The organism is Microbacterium helvum, assembly GCF_014779795.1.
In the GTDB taxonomy this organism is placed as follows: Bacteria; Actinomycetota; Actinomycetes; order Actinomycetales; family Microbacteriaceae; genus Microbacterium; species Microbacterium helvum.
In genome coordinates this window covers 141,098-159,532 of the sequence record NZ_JACXZS010000002.1, presented here as the reverse complement: position 1 = coordinate 159,532, position 18,435 = coordinate 141,098, and the positions used below count along the sequence as shown (strand labels likewise).

Annotated in this window: 17 protein-coding genes; 7 read left to right on the top strand and 10 right to left on the bottom strand. The window is 70.8% G+C overall.

Features of this window, described 5'->3' with window-relative positions; all coding sequences use genetic code 11:
• Positions 1-8: 8 nt before the first annotated feature.
• From sufC to sufB, 4 genes are read right to left on the bottom strand one after another with little or no spacing between them, the layout of a single operon-like run.
• Positions 9-803: a Fe-S cluster assembly ATPase SufC gene (sufC, locus tag IF188_RS03820; protein WP_191170471.1), complete on the bottom strand. Its 795-nt coding sequence runs from the start codon at positions 801-803 to the stop codon at positions 9-11.
• 15 nt (positions 804-818) lie between these two features.
• Positions 819-1,148, bottom strand: a complete 330-nt coding sequence (locus IF188_RS03815) for a non-heme iron oxygenase ferredoxin subunit (RefSeq protein WP_191170470.1) — start codon at positions 1,146-1,148, stop codon at positions 819-821.
• Positions 1,145-2,332 carry a Fe-S cluster assembly protein SufD gene (gene sufD, locus IF188_RS03810; RefSeq protein ID WP_191170469.1) on the bottom strand — a complete coding sequence of 396 codons (1,188 nt, stop codon included), beginning with the start codon at positions 2,330-2,332 and terminating at the stop codon, positions 1,145-1,147. The genes IF188_RS03815 and sufD overlap by 4 nt, the downstream gene beginning before the upstream one ends.
• Positions 2,333-3,751, bottom strand: coding sequence for a Fe-S cluster assembly protein SufB (gene sufB, locus IF188_RS03805; RefSeq protein WP_191170468.1), 1,419 nt, complete (start codon positions 3,749-3,751; stop codon positions 2,333-2,335).
• 255 nt (positions 3,752-4,006) lie between these two features.
• Here sufB and IF188_RS03800 point away from each other — a divergent pair, with 255 nt between their 5' ends.
• Together IF188_RS03800 and IF188_RS03795 are read left to right on the top strand one after the other, a co-directional pair.
• Positions 4,007-4,957, top strand: a complete 951-nt coding sequence (locus IF188_RS03800; RefSeq protein ID WP_191170467.1) for a COX15/CtaA family protein — start codon at positions 4,007-4,009, stop codon at positions 4,955-4,957.
• A 120-nt stretch (positions 4,958-5,077) separates the two neighbouring features.
• Complete coding sequence (locus tag IF188_RS03795; RefSeq protein ID WP_191170466.1) at positions 5,078-5,473, top strand: dinucleotide-utilizing enzyme; 396 nt, start codon at positions 5,078-5,080, stop codon at positions 5,471-5,473.
• A gap of 265 nt (positions 5,474-5,738) precedes the next feature.
• On the opposite strand, the gene IF188_RS03790 is transcribed toward IF188_RS03795, so the two are convergent.
• The 5 genes from IF188_RS03790 to IF188_RS03770 form a co-directional block, all read right to left on the bottom strand.
• Complete coding sequence (locus tag IF188_RS03790) at positions 5,739-6,320, bottom strand: hypothetical protein (RefSeq protein WP_191170465.1); 582 nt, start codon at positions 6,318-6,320, stop codon at positions 5,739-5,741.
• Between the two features lie 176 nt (positions 6,321-6,496).
• Positions 6,497-7,021 carry a hypothetical protein gene (locus tag IF188_RS03785; protein ID WP_191170464.1) on the bottom strand — a complete coding sequence of 175 codons (525 nt, stop codon included), beginning with the start codon at positions 7,019-7,021 and terminating at the stop codon, positions 6,497-6,499.
• Positions 7,022-7,060: 39 nt separating this feature from the next.
• Positions 7,061-8,305: an RNA polymerase sigma factor gene (locus IF188_RS03780; protein WP_191170463.1), complete on the bottom strand. Its 1,245-nt coding sequence runs from the start codon at positions 8,303-8,305 to the stop codon at positions 7,061-7,063.
• A gap of 7 nt (positions 8,306-8,312) precedes the next feature.
• Complete coding sequence (locus IF188_RS03775) at positions 8,313-8,666, bottom strand: YciI family protein (RefSeq protein WP_191170462.1); 354 nt, start codon at positions 8,664-8,666, stop codon at positions 8,313-8,315.
• Positions 8,667-8,770: 104 nt separating this feature from the next.
• Positions 8,771-9,505 (bottom strand): hypothetical protein, encoded by a 735-nt coding sequence (locus tag IF188_RS03770; RefSeq protein WP_191170461.1) that lies wholly within the window; start codon positions 9,503-9,505, stop codon positions 8,771-8,773.
• 174 nt (positions 9,506-9,679) lie between these two features.
• Between IF188_RS03770 and IF188_RS20475 the strand changes: the two genes are divergently transcribed.
• Positions 9,680-11,629, top strand: coding sequence for a sensor histidine kinase (locus tag IF188_RS20475; RefSeq protein ID WP_191170460.1), 1,950 nt, complete (start codon positions 9,680-9,682; stop codon positions 11,627-11,629).
• Complete coding sequence (locus IF188_RS03760) at positions 11,617-12,267, top strand: response regulator transcription factor (protein ID WP_191170459.1); 651 nt, start codon at positions 11,617-11,619, stop codon at positions 12,265-12,267. Before IF188_RS20475 ends, IF188_RS03760 begins: the two co-directional genes overlap by 13 nt.
• Before the next feature lie 18 nt (positions 12,268-12,285).
• Here the strand turns inward: IF188_RS03760 and IF188_RS03755 are convergent, their stop codons facing one another.
• The gene (locus IF188_RS03755; protein ID WP_191170458.1) at positions 12,286-13,233 is read right to left on the bottom strand and encodes a heme o synthase; all 948 of its coding nucleotides are present in this window, start codon (positions 13,231-13,233) and stop codon (positions 12,286-12,288) included.
• A 334-nt stretch (positions 13,234-13,567) separates the two neighbouring features.
• On the opposite strand from IF188_RS03755, the gene tkt reads away from it, so the two are divergent.
• From tkt to IF188_RS03740, 3 genes are read left to right on the top strand one after another with little or no spacing between them, the layout of a single operon-like run.
• Positions 13,568-15,670, top strand: a complete 2,103-nt coding sequence (tkt, locus tag IF188_RS03750) for a transketolase (RefSeq protein WP_191170457.1) — start codon at positions 13,568-13,570, stop codon at positions 15,668-15,670.
• A gap of 17 nt (positions 15,671-15,687) precedes the next feature.
• Positions 15,688-16,809 carry a transaldolase gene (gene tal / locus IF188_RS03745; RefSeq protein ID WP_191170456.1) on the top strand — a complete coding sequence of 374 codons (1,122 nt, stop codon included), beginning with the start codon at positions 15,688-15,690 and terminating at the stop codon, positions 16,807-16,809.
• Complete coding sequence (locus IF188_RS03740; protein WP_191170455.1) at positions 16,806-18,428, top strand: glucose-6-phosphate isomerase; 1,623 nt, start codon at positions 16,806-16,808, stop codon at positions 18,426-18,428. Before tal ends, IF188_RS03740 begins: the two co-directional genes overlap by 4 nt.
• The last annotated feature ends 7 nt before the right edge of the window (positions 18,429-18,435 follow it).

Genomic DNA, 18,435 nt, shown 5'->3' with positions numbered 1-18,435 from the left:
GAGCGATCCTACGCTTCGCTGCCCACGGGGGCTTCGGCCGTCTCGTCTTCGCCCTCGGGCAGGAAGCGGTCGTAGCCCTCGTCCTCGAGGCGCTCGGCGAGCTCGGGGCCGCCCTCCTCGACGATGCGTCCCTTCACCATGACGTGCACGAAGTCGGGGTGGATGTAGCGCAGGATGCGCGTGTAGTGCGTGATCAGCAGCACGCCCAGGTCGGTCTCTGCCTTGGCGCGGTTCACGCCCTCCGACACGATCTTCAGCGCGTCGACGTCGAGGCCCGAGTCGGTCTCGTCGAGCACGGCGATCTGCGGCTTGAGCAGCTCCAGCTGCAGGATCTCGTGGCGCTTCTTCTCGCCGCCCGAGAAGCCCTCGTTGACGTTGCGCTGCGCGAACTTCGGGTCCATGCGCAGGTTCTTCATCGACGACTTCACGTCCTTGGTCCAGGTGCGGATCGAGGGCGCCTCGCCGTCGATCGCCGTCTTCGCCGTGCGGAGGAAGTTGGTGACGGTGACGCCGGGGATCTCGACCGGGTACTGCATCGCCAGGAACAGGCCGGCGCGGGCGCGCTCGTCGACCGACATCGCCAGGACGTCCTCGCCGTCGAGCGTGATCTCACCGCTCGTGACGGTGTACTTGGGGTGGCCGGCGATCGTGTACGCGAGCGTCGACTTGCCCGAGCCGTTGGGGCCCATGATGGCGTGGGTCTCACCCGTGCGGATGGTCAGCGACAGGCCGTTGAGGATGGGGGTGGTGCCGGCATCCGTCTCGACCGTCACGTGGAGGTCGCGGATCTCGAGGACAGACATTCTTCGTTACCTTCTTCAGTTCACTTCGAGCTTGACGGACGGGTCGATGAGCACGTCATCCCCGTCGACAGTGACCGCGAACACCGGGACCGGCTCGTACGCGGGGAGGTTGAGGGGCTTGCCGGTGCGCAGCGAGAAGGCCGAGCCGTGGGCCCAGCACTCGAGCGATTCTCCGTCGACGAAGCCCTCGGACAGCGAGATGTCGCCGTGGGTGCAGGTGTCGCCGATCGCGTGCACCTCGCCGTTGGAGTCGAGGACGACCGCCATCGCGACGCCGTCGATCTCGACACGTCGGGCCTCGTCCTGCACGAGGTCGCTGAGAGCGCACGCGCGCTGAGCGGTCATGCCAGGTCCTCCTTGGCGAGTTCTTCTTCGATGGCGGCGAACAGCTCGGACTCCAGGTCGGCGACGCCGATCTTCTGCACGATCTCGGCGAGGAAGCCGAGGACGACGAGGCGTCGGGCCTCGGGCTCGGGGATGCCGCGCGCCTGCAGGTAGAACAGCTGCTCGTCGTCGAAGCGACCGGTGGCGCTCGCGTGACCGGCGCCGCGGATGTCGCCCGTCTCGATCTCGAGGTTCGGGATCGACTCGGCGCGTGCGCCCTCGGTCAGCACGAGGTTGCGGTTCGCCTCGTACGAGTCCGTCGCGACGGCATCCGGTCCGATGAGGACGTCGCCGATCCAGACGGTGCGGGCGGCCGCACCCTGCAGCGCGCTCTTGTAGAGCACGTCGCCGGTGGTCTCGGCGCCCTTGTGGTGCAGATACACCTGGCTCTCGAGGTGCTGCCCCGAGTCGGAGTAGCTGAGGCCGTACAGCTCGGCACGCGATCCGGTGCCGGCGAGCTCGACGCTGGGGTTGACGCGCACGACGCCGCCGCCGAAGCTGACGACGACGTGACGCAGGCTCGCGTCGCGGTCCACGCGGGCCTGGTGCGACGCCGCGTGCACGGCGTCGTCGTCCCAGCGCTGCACCGTCACGAGTTCGAGGTGCGCGCCTTCGCGGACGATGACCTCGACGTTCTGCGCGAACTGCGCGCTGCCGGTGTGACGAAGGACGACGGTCGCGCGGCTGTGACGGGATGCCTCGACCACGACATGCGCGTGGGCGACGAGATCCGCTCCCCCGCCGACGGCCTCGATCACGACGGGCTCGTCGAGCTCGGCCTCGGCCGGGATGGAGACGTACAGCGCCTCTGCGGACCGCGTCCACGCCACGGCGGCGGGCAGGTCCTCGGGCACGAACGCCTCGCCGCGCGGCGCCTGGCCGACCGTGAGGCCGGCGGCCGCGACCGGCCCGGTGACGCTCAGCGAGACGGCGCCGGCGTCGCCGGCGGCATCCGCGAACAGGCGCTGCAGGCGCTGGACGGGCGTGTGCTTCCAGTTGACCTCGCGACCCGTGGGCGCCTCGAAGGCGGCGGGGTCGGTGGAGCGGAAGCGCTCGGAGCGCGTCTGAACCGGCACGAATGCACCGGCGCCATCGGTGTGGCCCTTCGCGCCGGGGACGGTGGGGGCCTCAGTGGTGGGGCTCATCTAGCCGACGGATCCTTCCATGCCCATCTCGATGAGCTTGTTGAGTTCGAGCGCGTACTCCATGGGCAGCTCGCGGGCGATCGGCTCGATGAAGCCGCGCACGATCATGGCCATGGCCTCGTCTTCGGGAAGACCGCGGCTCATCAGGTAGAACAGCTGCTCTTCGCTGACCTTCGAGACCGTGGCCTCGTGGCCGAGCTGCACGTCGTCGACGCGGATGTCGATCGCCGGATACGTGTCGGAGCGCGAGATCGTGTCGACCAGCAGCGCGTCGCAGCGGACGGTGTTCGCGGAGTGGTGGGCGTTGGCGTCGACCCGGACCTCGCCGCGGTAGCCGGCGCGGCCGCCGCCGCGCGCGATCGACTTCGAGACGATCGAGGACTGCGTGTACGGCGCCATGTGGATCATCTTGGCGCCGGCGTCCTGGTGCTGCCCGGGACCGGCGAAGGCGACCGAGAGCGTCTCGCCCTTGGCGTGCTCGCCCATCAGGAAGATCGACGGGTACTTCATCGTCACCTTCGAGCCGATGTTGCCGTCGATCCACTCCATGGTCGCGCCCTCATGCGCCACGGCGCGCTTGGTGACCAGGTTGTAGACGTTGTTCGACCAGTTCTGGATCGTCGTGTAGCGCACGCGGGCGTTCTTCTTCACGATGATCTCGACGACGGCCGAGTGCAGCGAGTCCGACTTGTAGATGGGCGCGGTGCAGCCCTCGATGTAATGGACGTACGAGCCCTCGTCGGCGATGATCAGCGTCCGCTCGAACTGGCCCATGTTCTCGGTGTTGATGCGGAAGTAGGCCTGCAGCGGGATCTCGACGTGCACGCCCGGCGGCACGTAGACGAACGAGCCGCCCGACCAGACGGCCGTGTTGAGCGCCGCGAACTTGTTGTCGCCGGCGGGGATCACGGTGCCGAAGTACTCCTCGAAGAACTCCGGGTGCTCGCGCAGCGCGGTGTCGGTGTCCATGAAGATGACACCCTGCGCTTCGAGCTGCTCGTTGATCTGGTGGTAGACCACCTCGGACTCGTATTGCGCGGCGACACCGGCGACGAGGCGCTGACGCTCCGCCTCGGGGATGCCGAGCTTCTCGTACGTGTTGCGGATGTCTTCGGGAAGGTCCTCCCACGACTGCGCCTGCTTCTCGGTCGAGCGCACGAAGTACTTGATGTTCTCGAAGTCGATCTCGCTGAGGTCGGCGCCCCACGTCGGCATCGGCTTGCGGTCGAACAGCTGCAGGCCCTTGAGCCGCGTCTTCAGCATCCATTCCGGCTCTGCCTTGAGCGCCGAGATGTCGCGGACGACCGCGTCGCTCAGGCCTCGCTTGGCGCTCGCGCCGGCGGCATCGGGATCGTGCCAGCCGAACTCGTAGACACCCAGCCCTTCGAGCTCAGGGCGATCGATCAGCACATCAGTCATCGTCACGTTCTCCTCCGGGTCCTGCGGTGTCATCCGCCCCGGCATTCCGGTTCCCCCGGTGGAGTTACCAGGGGTGGATGCCGCTCGTCGGACCCTCTCAAAGCGGCGCAGAGATCGCGCCTAGACTGTCGGTGGTGCGCTACGCCAGAGGCGTCGGCGACCGACCCCTCGATTCTACAGGCTCCACCCCGTCACGGACGCGCCCCGTCCGTCATACACGGGGTCCGGCGCCTCGCTCTGGAGGCGATCACCAGGATGTCCGCGGACCCATCGACGACCACCGCGCCCGGCATGTGGCGGCGATTCCGCCAGTGGCTGCCCGACCGGGTCGACGCGCGCGTGCGCGTGGCGGCCTGGATCTCGCTCGTGCTCGAGATCGCGATCGTCGGCACCGGCGGCGCCGTGCGCCTGACCGATTCGGGTCTGGGATGCGAGTGGCCGCTGTGCACGCCGGACTCGCTGTTCCCCACCGCCGAGCAGAGCTACCACAGCCTCATCGAGTTCGGGAACCGCGGACTGTCGTTCTTCGTCGGCCTCGCCGCGGTCGCCGTGATCGTGTTCGTGTCGCGGATCCGCCACGAGCGCCGCGACCTGTGGAGCATGGCCTGGATCATCTTCGCCGGGGTGCTGCTGCAGGCCGCGGTCGGCGGCATCCTCGTCATCTTCGACCTGCACCCGAATCTGGTGTCGTTCCACTACATCGTCTCGCTCGTGCTGGTGGGCGTCTCGGCCGCGTTCGTCGCGCGCATGGGCCAGGCGGTGGGACTGCGCGAGCTCGCCGTACCGCGGTGGCTGTCGATCGTGACGCACGTCACGTCGCTCGTGCTGGCGATCACGGTGCTGATCGGCGTGCTGACCACCGGCGCGGGTCCGCACTCGGGGGACCCCGAGGTGACGCTGCGCAACGGCTTCGACGCCACGCTGCTCGAGCACGTGCACTCGTGGCCGGCGTACGCGCTCTTCGCGCTCACGCTCGTGCTCGTGATCGGCTCGTCGATGGCCGGGCCCGCCGCGCGCGGCTTCCAGCGCTGGACGATCGCGCTCCTCGCGGTCGAGCTCGTGCAGATCGGCGTCGGCCTGTACCAGGCGCGCAACGACCTGCCGCCGCTCGCGGTGGGCGTGCACATGGTGCTCGCCGCCGTCTCGGTCGCGGTGATGACGGCTGTCGTCATGCACCTGAAGCGCCCGCTCGTCCCGGCGGAGTGACGCCTGCCCGGCGTTCCCGCACAGGGAACGCATAGGATCCGCATGGGTGCTGCACGGACGGTGCTGTCATCGTGGATGCCGCGACCACCCGGGTCGCGACCTTCGAGGAGTGATCGACACATGTCCACCCGTCCCCGTCTCGTCCGCAGCATCCCGTTCTGGGGCCTTTTCGTCGTGTCGCTGGGCACCGCCGCCGGCGGCGCGTACCTGCTCACGTCCAAGCTGAGCTCGATGACCGCGGTCCTCACCGACAACACCGCGACGGCCGTCGACGTCTACGTCGGTCAGTCCGTCGCCATCGCCGGCACCGTGCTGCTCGGCGCCGGCATCGTCGGCATCCTGCTGACGCTCGCGATCGCCGCGATCGCGACGCTGCGTCCGGTCCCCCCGGTCGAGGTCGTCGAGCCCATCGACTGGCAGTCCGAGGCCGACGCGATCGACGCCGAGCCGGCCGTCGAGGCCGAGCCCGCTGTCGAGGCCGAGCCCGCCGACGCGGAGCCTGTCGCGGCCCGCTGAATCGGTCTTCTGACGCCGGAGGGCGGGACGCGCTGAGCGTCCTGCCCTCCGGCTTTCGCGCCGCTCCGCTCGACCACCCTCTGGTCGTTGAGCGAGCGGAGCGAGACGAAACGCGGCGAGCCGCGCATCGGACCCGACCATGCTCGCGCCTCACGCGCGGGTTCTCGAGTACGGCTTGCGACGTTTCGTCTTCGCTCGTTCCTCGCTTCGCTCAACGACCAGTGGCGGTCGCCCCGGGCGGCCGACCGCGGCTGAGGCGGGTCGGTCAACAGCCGGCTGCGTGCGGATCCTCGGCGCACGTGTGCTCGACGAGCGCGGTGCGCACCTCGACGACCTGCACCGAGTACGCGGCCGTCCGGGCGGTGACGACGCCGTCCACGGGCTGCCAGCCGGCGCCGAAGTCGACGGCCGCGGCGTACTCGGTCGCGACGCTCGCGGAGTACTCGCCGCGCTCCTGGTACACGTGGCTGGTCTCGGTCGGGGTGAACTGCGGGCTGCCCGACGCCGTCCACGCGACACCGCCCGTGCCGGCGCGCCGCGTCTGCCCGTCGCCGTACGAGAACACGTACGCCACCGGCACGAATCGAACCGTCACCGGGTACCCGAGCAGCACGCCCCTGATCTCTTGAGCGGATGCCGCGGCCACGAAGTTCGTCGGCATCCGCACGACTCCGAACCCGAGCGGCTCCCCCGTCAGCTGCGGCGTCGCCGGCCGGAACGACGCGAGATCGGCGAGCGTGACGGCCGGGAAGCCCGCAGCGACGACGGCGTCGGCCGGTGCATCCCGGCCGAGGCAGAGCTCGGTGGGGGTGTCGCAGGCGCGGCCGGTGTTTGGGGCGTAGATCACTTGGGGGACGTGGATGCCGTCGGAGTGAGTTTCGGCGTTGCGCTCCGGTAGCCCGGGAGTCGTCCGTGAATCGCTAACGACAACCGAGTCTTGATCGTTACAGATACCCGCAGTCGCCTGCAGTGGCGTACACCCCGTGCCCATGACAACGGCCGCAAGCAGAAATGCCGAGAGGCTCAACAGCCATCGTCCCTTCGCGTCTCGGTCCTTTCGATCAGTAGGCCACTACCGACCGTTGTCAGATCGGCGCGAACGAGCAGCTGAGGTGCGCGATCAGGCGGGGTGACATCTTCGCCGTCAGCGTTCACCACTGCGCTGTCGGTGACGTCCAGGCACACGTCGATGGACACATCGCCCGCTCGTAGATCTGCCTCGACACCGTCGACTCGATCAACGCGGTTCTGTCCGGTGGCACGCATACCAGCCTCATCGAACTGCCGGTTGACATCGATCTCTTCGTCGAGCGCAGCTGCAACCAGAAAGCTCTCCGGTGAAGGCTCTGAGTTTGCGTCAGCCCAACGCGCATTCTCCGCGTCCACGTACGCCCTGTACGTCTCCTCCGCTGCGGCGAAGGCCTCGGCCTCGCTGGCGAAGACCGCCGTCGGCGTGGGGGTCGGCTCCGGCGCGGGGGCGAGGCATCCACTCAGCATCACGGCGGCCGCCGCAAGCCCGAGGGTCGCCGTCGTCGCGCGCAGGATCATCCGTACACCGTAACCGGACCGCGCCTGCCGCCTCGCGAGTTATCCACAGCCGGCGCGTGAGCGCGCGTCGGCGGTCTGCGCCTGCAGGCGTTCGCGCTCGGCGAGGGTTCCCGCGAGCGAAGCGGCCTCAGCGTACGCGTCGGCGGCTTCGCCCCAGCGGCCGAGGTCGGCGAGGAACGAGGCGCGCGCCGCCGGCAGGTACGCGTAGCGCTGCAGGGCGGGCTCGCGCGCGACGGCGTCGACGGCCGCGAGCCCCGCGGCCGGTCCGTCGCGCATGCCGATCGCGACGGCGCCGTTGAGCGCGACGACGGGACTCGGCCACGCGCGCGCCAGCAGGCCGTAGAGGTCGACGATCCGCGCCCAGTCGGTGTCGTCCCACGTCGGCGCCTGCGCGTGGACGGAGGCGATCGCGGCAGCGAGCGCGTAGCGGTCGACGGGTCCCGCGGTCGCGGCGGCCAGCAGCTCGAGGCCCTCGTCGATGAGCGCACCATCCCATCGCGACCGGTCCTGGAAGGGCAGCAGCTCGTCGCGCGTGTCACGCCGCGCGTCGGTCAGCAGCATGAGAGAGAGAAGGCCCGTGACGGCGCGGTCGGCCGGCAGCAGCCCGTGCACCAGGCGCGTCAGGGCGATCGCCTCGTCGACGAGGTCCGCACGCACGATCGCCTCGCCGGACGGGGGCGCATGACCGACGGTGAACACGAGGTGCAGCACCTCGCACACGACCGAGACGCGGGCGGGCAGCTCTTCGGGCCCGGGGATCCGGAACGGGATCCGTGCGGCGGCGATCTTGCGCTTGGCTCGCGTGATGCGCGCGGCCATCGTCGTCTCGGGCACCAGGAACGCCGCGGCGATGTCGCCGGTCGACACGCCGCACACCAGCCGCAGCGTCAGAGCCACCTGCGCCTCACGCGCGATGGCGGGGTGGCAGCACGTGAAGATGAGCCGCAGCCGGTCGTCCGGATACCAGCTCACTTCGGTCTCGGCCTCGGTCTCGGTGACGAGCAGCGGAAGACGCCGCCGCAGCGCCGCCTCGCGCCGCAGCACGTCGCGTGCGCGATTGGCGGCGACGGTCGTGAGCCACGCGCCGGGGCGATCGGGGATGCCGCGATCCGGCCACCCCTCGACGGCCCGGGCGAACGCCTCCTGGGTGCACTCCTCGGCGAGATCGAGGTCCCCGGTGAGACGCGCGGTGGACGCGACGACAGCCGCCCACTCCTCACGGTGCGCCGCGGCGAGCACGGTCAGCGCATCGTCGACGGGAATGGGCGGCGTGACGGCATCCATCGATCGCTCAGCCGTGCTGCACGAGCGGCTGGACCTGCACGCCGCCGTGGTCCTCGGTGGTCTCGTGCAGCAGCGCCGCCAGCGCCAGCGCCTCGTCGAGATCGGGCACGTCGACGAGGTAGAACCCGCCGAGCACCTCCTTGGTTTCCAGGAACGGCCCATCGGTGATCAGCGGTCGCTCGCCGCCGGCACGCACGGTCGTGGCGGTGATGCTCGGCTCGAGCTCGCCCGACGCGAGGATCGCCCCGCCCGCGCGTTCGGTGAAGGCCTGGTGGCCCGCATCGGTGGCACGCATGCCGTCTTCGGTGCGGGCATCCCACTGCGCCTCATCGCCGTAGATCAGGATCAGGTACTGCGCCATCATTCGCTCCTTCTTCGCCCTGAGGCATTGTGCCCCTTCATCGTTCCGACGAACGAGCCCCTGCCGGAATCGACAGGGGCCCGAGGATCGACGACGAATCCCGCTCAGGTGCGCCGCGGCGCGACGGGCCAGGGGTCCCACTCGTCGTCGGGCATGCGCGCCACGACGACCGCAACGACGACGAACGCGAGCGTCGTGAAGCCCCAGCCGGCCGTCGCGTCCAGCCAGCGCGAAGGCAGGATGATCGCCGACACCAGGTGCATCGGCTGCGAGACGATCAACGCCCCCGCGACCCACCAGTTGACGACATGCGCCCTCCCCAGTGCGACGCCGAGCAGCACCATCCCCAGGATGTGCCCGACGACCCAGAACATGCCCGTGAAGCTGCCGATCGCCGACTCAGACAGCGCGGTGCCGAGACGCGTGATGTCGGACACGTCGTAGCCGACGTCGGCCATGGTCTGCGCGAGCAGATCGGAGTTGCCCGCGGCCGACCAGTTCGCGAAGGCCACGAACGTGAGCGCGGCGCCGAGGGTCGCCAGCAGCGGCGCCCCTCGACGGGCCAGGTAGCCGAGCGTCAACGCGCCGAGGAGCATCGCCGGCGCGGCGATCAGGCCGAGCCAGCCGATCACCTCCATGAGGCCGCGGTTCTCGATGACCGCCGCCGCGATCTTGTCGGGCGGGTCGTCCGTCCAGTAGGGCAGGATCGTGCGTCCCACCAGGATCGACAGCGGCCCGATCGGCAGCGCGATCGCCGCCGTCCACCGCCAGAACGGACGCCAGCGGCGTCCGCGCTCCTGGATCGTCCGGACACCGGCCGGCAGCGTCTCGACGGCCATGGTTGCCTCCTCTCTCGCGCCGGACGACGCGCGGTGCGTCGTCTCGGCGACCGGTTCTCACCGGCACTCCGAGCGTCCCGCGCCGAGGCCGCTGCGCACATCGCGGACGACCGCACGTCCCGGTGCGGGGTTTCCACGATGTCGCGCGGCGCCCGTGCGCCCTACCCTGGTGCGGTGGAGCGCACCTCCGGCACCGCGCCGCGCAACGCGGTGATCGCGACGACGGTCGCACTGCTCGCCCTGCCCGCGATCGGGGTGGGCGTCGTGGGCGTCGCCGCCTCGTCCGCGGGTGCGGCGTGGCTGGCGTTCGCCGTCGCGATCTCGATCCCGGCGCTGGTGCTCGGGCCCGCCGTCGCGATGCGCACGCGGCTGGCCGTCGGGATCGCGCTGGCGGCGGCGGGGCTCGGGATCGTCGTGGCGGCCGCGGTCGACACCTACCTGCGGGGCGCCGCGGACGCCGGGCTGCCGACCGCGACGTGGCTGATCGCCCTCTCGGCCGGCTGGTGGATGGTGCTGTACGCGCCGTGGGTGTGGGTGCTGGCGCTCTTTCCGACCGGGCGGTTCGAGACCGCCTTCGAGCGGATCACCGCATGGACCGTGCTCGCGACCGGCGTCGCGTTCGACCTGCTCGTCGCCGTCGCGCCGGACGCGTACCCTGCGCCGTTCGCGCAGGCGCCCCACCCGTGGGGCACGGTGCCGTGGGCCGGCGTCCTCGCGCTCGCCCTGCTTCCGCTGTTCCTCGCCTGCCTGGTGGCCGGCGCGGTCTCGACGCTGGTGCGATACCGCCGCTCGACGGGGATCACCCGGCGACGACTCCGCTGGCTCGCGATCGCGGCGGCGATCGTCCCGCTCGCCCTGCTGCTGTGCTGGGCGTCGTACCTGCTGTGGGGAGGGGTGGATGCCGTCCTGGTGGGGATCGCCGTGTTCTGCGTCGCGATCCCGCTGTCCATCGGCGGCGCCCTGCTCACGGCGAACGCGGACGCCGACTTCTGGATCGTGCGGGTCGCGACCTGGTGCGTGCTGCTGCTCGCGGTGCTCGGGATCGTCGCGGCCGCCACCGCGCTGGCCGACCTCGTGCCCGACAGCGGGGCTGTGGCGATCGCGGCGGCCGCGACCGCTGCCGCCGTCCTGGCCGTGATGCTGCTGCGGCGTCCGCTGGAGCGGGCCGTGGCCGCGGTCCTCTTCCCGCGTGCGGAGCGCACCGTCGACGCGCTGCGCCGGCTCCTCGCCGACGTCCACCGCGGTGCGGCGCCGCCGGAGCGGGTCGTCGCCGTGCTCCGGTCGGGCCTCGAAGATCCGGACGTCACGGTCGACTACGTGCTGACCGCCGACGCCGGTCGCGGCATCCCTCCCGTCACCGCCGGCGTCGCCACGCCCGTCACCGTCGGAGGGGCCCGGATCGCGACGATCGTCCGCGCCGCCGAGGCGGTGCCGCAGCGGATCGTCGATGCCGCCGCTCCCCTGCTCGAACTCGCCCGTCAGCGCGCGCAGCTCGCCCGCGCTCTGCGCGAGGCCGAAGAGAGCAGACGGCGGCTCATGACGGCCGAGACCGACGAGCGCCGTCGCCTCGAGCGCGACCTGCACGACGGTGCGCAGCAGCGACTGGTCAGCCTCGGGATGTCGCTGCGCCTCGCCCAGCGACGCGAGGCGCGGGGCGAGCTCGATGTCGCGCACGCCCTCGACGACGCGATCGAGGCGGTCGCGGCATCCATCTCAGAACTCCGCGCCGTCGCGCACGGGCTGCGCCCCAGCCGCCTCGACGACGGCCTGGCGGCCGCCCTCGCGGACCTCTCGAGCGCATCGGCCGTCCCCGTCGAGGTGCACCTGGACGGGGACGGGATTCCGGACGTCGTGGCGACGACCGCGTACTACGTGGCCAGCGAGGGCATCGCGAACGCGATCAAGCACGCGCACGCGGCGCAGCTGACGGTATCGGTCGTCCGGACCGGCGACGTCGTGCGCGTGCGCGTGATCGACGACGGCGCCGGGGGCGCCACGGCGCGCACCGGCGGCGGGCTGGCGGGTCTCGCCGATCGCGTCCGCGCGGTCGGCGGCGCGCTGCGGATCGACTCGCGCGCCGGATCGGGCACCGCGCTGGAGGCGGAGCTGCCGTGCGAGTCCTGATCGCCGAGGACTCGGCCCTGTTCCGCGAGGGACTGACCCGGCTGCTGATGGATGCCGGGCAGCAGGTGGTCGGCAGCTGCGGCGACGCGCTCACGGCCGTGGACCTGGCCCGGTCGCTGCGGCCGGACGTCGTCGTGCTCGACATCCGCATGCCGCCGGACGGCACCGACGACGGTGCACGCGCAGCCGTCGCGATCCGCGATGCCGATCCCGCGGTCGGGATCGTGCTGCTGTCGCAGCACATCGAGGCGCGCCACGCGATGCACCTGCTCCCCCGCGGCCGCTTCGGCTATCTGCTCAAGGACCGCGTGCTCGCCTTCGACGAGTTCCTCGACACGCTCGAGCGCGTGCGGCAGGGCGGCACCGCACTGGACCCGGAGGTCGTGGCACGGCTGGTGGGGGCGCGCGCCGCCGAGGGGCGGCTCGATCCCCTGAGCGCGCGGGAACGCGAGGTGCTCGCGCTCATGGCCGAGGGGCTGACGAACGCGGGCATCGCGGCTCGCCTGTGGCTGACCGAGCGCACCGTCGAGAGCCACGTGACGAGCATCTTCACGAAGCTCGCGATCACGCCGTCCGACACCGAGAACCGTCGTGTGCGCGCCGTGCTGACGTTCCTCGACGCGAACGCGGCAGGATGAGCCCCGCCGCGCCCAGGCTCAGAACGGCAGCAGCGGGTCGATCGCGATGGCCACGAACAGCAGCGTGAGATACGTGATCGAGGCGTGGAACACGCGCATCGGCCGCGGCTCGGTGCCACGCACGGCGCGGTTGTAGAGCACGTGCGACTCGTAGATGAACCACCCGCCGAAGACGACGGCCGAGACGGTGTAGACGAGCCCCATGCCGGCGACGGGGATCAGCAGCAGCGAGCACACGACGGTCGCCCACGCGTACAGGATGACCTGCAGGCCCACCTGTGAGCCGGCGCGCGTGGCGCCGAGCATCGGCACGTCGACGTTCTCGTACTGGTCCTTGTACTTCATCGACAGCGGCCAGTAGTGCGGCGGCGTCCACAGGAAGACGAGAGCGAAGAGGATCACGGGCGGCCACGCGAGCGAGCCGGTCACGGCCGTCCAGCCGATGAGCACCGGGAAGCAGCCGGCGATGCCGCCCCACACGATGTTCTGCTCGGTGCGGCGCTTCAGGATCATCGTGTAGATCACGACGTAGAAGAAGATGGCGACGGCCGACAGCGTCGCGGCGAGCCAGTTCGTGGTGAGCCACAGCCACACCGTGGAGAACACGGCGAGCGACCACGCGAAGATCAGCGCGCCGCGCGGCGACACCTCGCCCGTCACGAGCGGACGGTTCACCGTCCGCTGCATGTGCGCGTCGATGTCGCGGTCGAGGTACATGTTGAACGCCGCGGCGGAGCCGGCGCTCGCGGTGCCGCCGATGACGGTGGCGATGATGAGCCACAGGCTCGGGAAGCCGCCCTGCGCGAGGATCATCACCGGAACGGTGGTGACCAGCAGCAGTTCGAGGACGCGCGGCTTCATCAGGGCGACGTACGCCTTGACGGTGCGGCCGAATCCCTGGCGAGTCTGGCGGGGTGCGTCGACGGAAGTGGATGCCTCGCCCCCGGCCGTCTTCGTGCTGTCCATGGCCCCCGCTATCGCCGCCTGCAGAATCCCCTCGAGTCTAGGGCATAGGGCCGCCCCGACCCGGCCCGAGGCGGGCGCCGACGAGGGTGTAACCGATCACAACGGAGCGGACGACGGAGTGAGCGGATCGTGACGAGCGCGTCACCCGCCGGTGACCGCGCGCGCAATCGGGTTCGCAAGACTCTGTCACATTGACGGCTCGCATGGCCTGGGCGGCATACCGCTTCGCTATGCTGAACACACGCGCGCCCGCCGCCGATCTCCCCTTCTCCATCCGGACAAGGGCCGCGAATCGGCCATCTGCCGGGCGCACCTCCTCGAGAAAGGCGCCTGGGTGTCGGAACTGCGTTGGGAAGAGATCGATCGGCGCGCGGTGGACACCGCTCGCGTCCTCGCGGCGGACGCCGTGGAGAAGGTCGGCAACGGCCACCCGGGAACGGCGATGAGCCTTGCTCCCGCGGCATACCTCCTCTACCAGCGCGTCCTGCGTCACGACCCCGCCGACACGCACTGGGTGGGCCGTGACCGGTTCATCCTGTCGGCCGGGCACTCGTCGCTGACCCAGTACGTGCAGCTGTACCTCGGCGGCTTCGGGCTCGAGCTCGACGACCTGAAGGCGCTGCGCACGTGGGGCTCGCTGACCCCGGGCCACCCCGAGTACGGGCACACCAAGGGCGTCGAGATCACCACGGGCCCGCTCGGCCAGGGCCTGGCCTCGTCGGTCGGCTTCGCGTACGCCGCGCGCTACGAGCGCGGACTGTTCGACCCGGACGCCGCCGCGGGCACGTCGCCGTTCGACCACTACGTGTACGTGATCGCCGGTGACGGCGACCTGCAGGAGGGCGTCACCTCCGAGGCGTCGAGCCTCGCGGGCCACCAGGAGCTCGGCAACCTCATCGCGATCTACGACTCGAACCAGATCTCGATCGAGGACGACACCAACGTCGCCTTCACCGAGGACGTCGCGAAGCGCTACGAGTCCTACGGCTGGCACGTGCAGGTCGTGGACTGGAAGAAGACCGGCGAGTACGTCGAAGACGTCGCCGAGCTGTACGCGGCCATCGAGGCCGCCAAGGGCGAGACCGCGAAGCCCTCGCTCATCATCCTGCGCACGATCATCGGCTGGCCGTCCCCCGGCAAGCAGAACACCGGCAAGATCCACGGCTCGGCCCTCGGCGCCGACGAGCTCGCCGCGACGAAGAAGGTGCTGGGCTTCGACCCCGAGCAGTCCTTCGTCGTCGCCGACGACGTGATCGCGCACACCCGCGCCCTGAAGGACCGGGCCGCCGAGGAGCGCGCCGCGTGGCAGTCCTCGTTCGACGCGTGGGCCGCGGCCAACCCCGAGCGCAAGGCGCTGTTCGACCGGCTCGAGGCGGGCGAGCTGCCCGCGGACGTGGCCTCCGCACTCCCCTCGTTCGAGGCGGGCAAAGAGGTGTCGACGCGCGCCGCATCGGGCACCGTCATCAACGCGCTGGCCGCGGTGCTGCCCGAGCTGTGGGGCGGCTCCGCCGACCTCGCGGAGTCGAACCTCACCACGATCAAGGACGCGAAGTCGTTCATCCCGGCCGAGTGGTCCACCCACGAGTGGTCGGGCGACCCGTACGGCCGCGTGCTGCACTTCGGCATCCGCGAGCACGCGATGGGCGCGATCGTCAACGGCATCAAGCTCCACGGGCCGACGCGTCCGTTCGGCGGCACGTTCCTGATCTTCAGCGACTACATGCGGCCGTCGGTGCGTCTGGCCGCGCTGATGGACATCCCGTCGATCTTCGTGTGGACGCACGACTCGGTCGCCCTCGGCGAGGACGGCCCCACGCACCAGCCGATCGAGCAGCTGGCGACGCTGCGCGCCATCCCCAACTTCGCGGTCGTGCGGCCTGCCGACGCGAACGAGACCTCGGCCGCGTGGCTCGAGATCGTGCGCCGTCAGGGCGGTCCCACGGGCATCGCGCTGACGCGTCAGAACATCCCGGTGTTCCCCCGCGGTGAAGGAGAGGCCTCGGGCGACGTGTTCGCCTCGACCGACGGTGTCGCCAGGGGCGCGTACATCCTGGCCGAGGCGCCGAGCGGCACCCCGGACGTGATCCTCATCGCCACCGGCTCCGAGGTCCAGCTCGCCGTCGCGGCGCGCGAGACCCTCGCCGCCGAGGGAGTCAACGCCCGCGTCGTGTCGGCTCCCTCGCTGGAGTGGTTCGCCGAGCAGGACGAGGCGTACCGCGAGAAGGTGCTGCCCGCCGCCGTCAAGGCGCGCGTGTCGGTCGAGGCCGGCTCCGCGCTCACCTGGCGGGGCATCGTCGGCGACGCCGGCCGCTCCGTCGCCATCGACCACTTCGGCGCCTCCGCCGACTACAAGACCCTGTTCCAGAAGTTCGGCATCACCGCCGAGCACGTCGTCGAAGCCGCCCGCGAGACCGTCGCGGCCGCATCGGCCGAGTAACACGAGGAGAACGCAGCATGAGCACCCCCACCGAGAAGCTGGTCGCCGCGGGCGTGAGCATCTGGCTCGACGACCTGTCGCGTGAGCGCATCACGTCGGGAAACCTGACCGAGCTCATCTCGACGCGCAACGTCTCTGGCGTCACGACGAACCCGACGATCTTCCAGGGCGCGATCGGAGGCGGCGGACACTCGTACGCCGCCCAGATCGCCGAGCTGGCGGCATCCGGGGCATCCGTCGACGACGCGATCTTCGCCGCGACGACCGATGACGTGCGGGATGCCGCCGACATCTTCCGTCCCGTCTACGAGGCGACCGACGGCGTCGACGGCCGCGTGTCGATCGAGGTCTCGCCCGACCTCGCCCACGACACCGACGCGACCATCGCGCAGGCCAAAGAGCTGTGGGCCACGGTCGACCGCCCCAATGTGCACATCAAGATCCCCGCCACCAAGGCCGGCCTGCCCGCCATCACGGCGGTGCTCGCCGAGGGCATCTCGGTCAACGTGACGCTGATCTTCAGCCTCGAGCGCTACGCCGAGGTCATCGAGGCGTTCCTCGCCGGCCTCGAGCAGGCCCAGGAGAACGGCCACGACATCTCGAAGATCCACTCCGTCGCCTCGTTCTTCGTGTCGCGCGTCGACACCGAGGTCGACAAGCGCCTCGCGGCGATCGGCACCGACGAGGCCGAAGCGCTGAAGTCCCTCGCCGGTGTCGCGAACGCCCGTCTCGCGTACGAGCTGTTCGAGCAGCAGTTCGCCACCGACCGCGCGAAGGCGCTGACGGACGCCGGCGCCCACGTCCAGCGTCCGCTGTGGGCCTCCACCGGTGTCAAGGACCCGAACCTGCCCGACACGCTGTACGTCACCGAGCTCGTCGCCCCGGGCACTGTCAACACGATGCCCGAGAAGACGCTCGAGGCGACCTTCGACCACGGCCAGGTCGCCGGCGACGCGGTCACCGGCACGTACGCCGCCGCGCACGAGGTGTTCGACCGTCTCGCCGCCGCGGGCGTCGACTTCGCCGATGTCACCCAGGTGCTCGAAGACGAAGGCGTGTCGAAGTTCATCGCCTCGTGGCACGACCTGCAGGGCACCGTCAAGACGGCGCTCGAAGACGCGGTCCAGGCTGCGCGATGAGCTTCGACATCCACCTGTCGGGGCACGTCAAGTCGGTCGTCGAGGCGACGCTCCCCGGACTGGTCGCGAGCCTCGTGGCCTCGGGCATCACGGCGGGCGACGCCTCGCTGTGGGGCCCCGAGGCCGAGGCCGAGGCATCCCAGCGTCTCGGCTGGGTCGAGGCGGTCAGCGTCTCGCGCCCGCTCGTTCCGGAGATCCTGGCGCTGCGCGAGCGGCTGCGCGCGCAGAACGTCACGCGCGTCGTGCTCGCCGGCATGGGCGGCTCGTCCCTCGCGCCCGAGGTCATCGCGCAGACGGCCGGCGTGCCGCTGGTGATCCTGGACTCGACCGCACCGGGCCAGGTGCTCGCCGCGATCGACGGCGATGCCGAGGGCGGCGACCTCACCCGCACCGTGCTCGTGGTGTCGTCGAAGTCCGGCTCCACCGTCGAGACCGATTCGGCCAAGCGCGCGTTCGGGGCCGCGTTCCGCGACCTCGGGATCGACCCGGCCGAGCGGATCGTCGTCGTCACCGACCCAGGCTCGCCGCTGGACCAGTCGGCCCGCGCCGACGGCTACACGGTGTTCAACGCCGACCCCACGGTCGGCGGACGCTACTCGGCCCTGACCGCGTTCGGGCTCGTGCCCGCCGGCCTTGCCGGCGCCGACATCTCCGAGCTGCTCGACGAGGCCGAGGCGTCGCTCCTCGAAGTCGCGATCGACAGCCCTGACAACCCCGCGCTCGTCCTGGCCGCGGCGATCGCCGGCGGTGAGCCCCGGAAGGACAAGCTGGGTCTCATCACCGACGGCACGCACATCGTGGGGCTGCCGGACTGGATCGAGCAGCTCGTCGCCGAGTCGACGGGCAAGGAAGGCACCGGCATCCTTCCGGTCGTGCTGCTGCCGGTCTCACCCGAGGTCGACGCGAAGCCCGCCGATCTGCAGGTCGTCCGATTCGTCGACGAGGCGAAGCAGTTCCACCTGTTCGAGCACCACGAGGGCGAGATCCTCGTCAGCGGTTCGCTCGGCGCGCAGTTCGTCGTGTGGGAGTACGCCACGGCGATCGCGGGGCGGATGCTGGGCATCAACCCCTTCGACCAGCCCGACGTCGAGTCGGCGAAGGTCGCCGCGCGCGGCCTCCTCGACGCCCGTCCCGAGGCCACTGCCCCGGCATTCGCCGTGGACGGCGTCGAGGTGCGTGTCTCGGATCCTGCACTGGCAGCATCCGGAACCGTCGCCGGCGTGCTGGACGCGCTGTGGGCGCAGCTTCCCGAGGACGGCTACGTCGCCATCCAGGCGTACGTGAACCGTCTCGCGCTGCCGCAGCTCGAGGGCCTGCGCGAGCTGGTGGCTGCCGACTCCGGCCGGCCGACCACGTTCGGCTGGGGGCCGCGGTTCCTGCACTCCACCGGGCAGTACCACAAGGGCGGCCCCGCGAACGGCGTGTTCCTGCAGATCCTCGAGCAGACCGACGTCGATCTCGAGATCCCCGACCGTCCGTTCACGTTCGGGCAGCTCATCCAGGCGCAGGCTGCGGGCGACGCGGCCGTGCTCGCCGACGGCCACGGCCGTCCCGTCGTGACCCTCACCCTGACCGACCCGCAGATCGAAGTGCTGTCGCTCTTCGAAGCGGCCCAGTAGGAGCTCA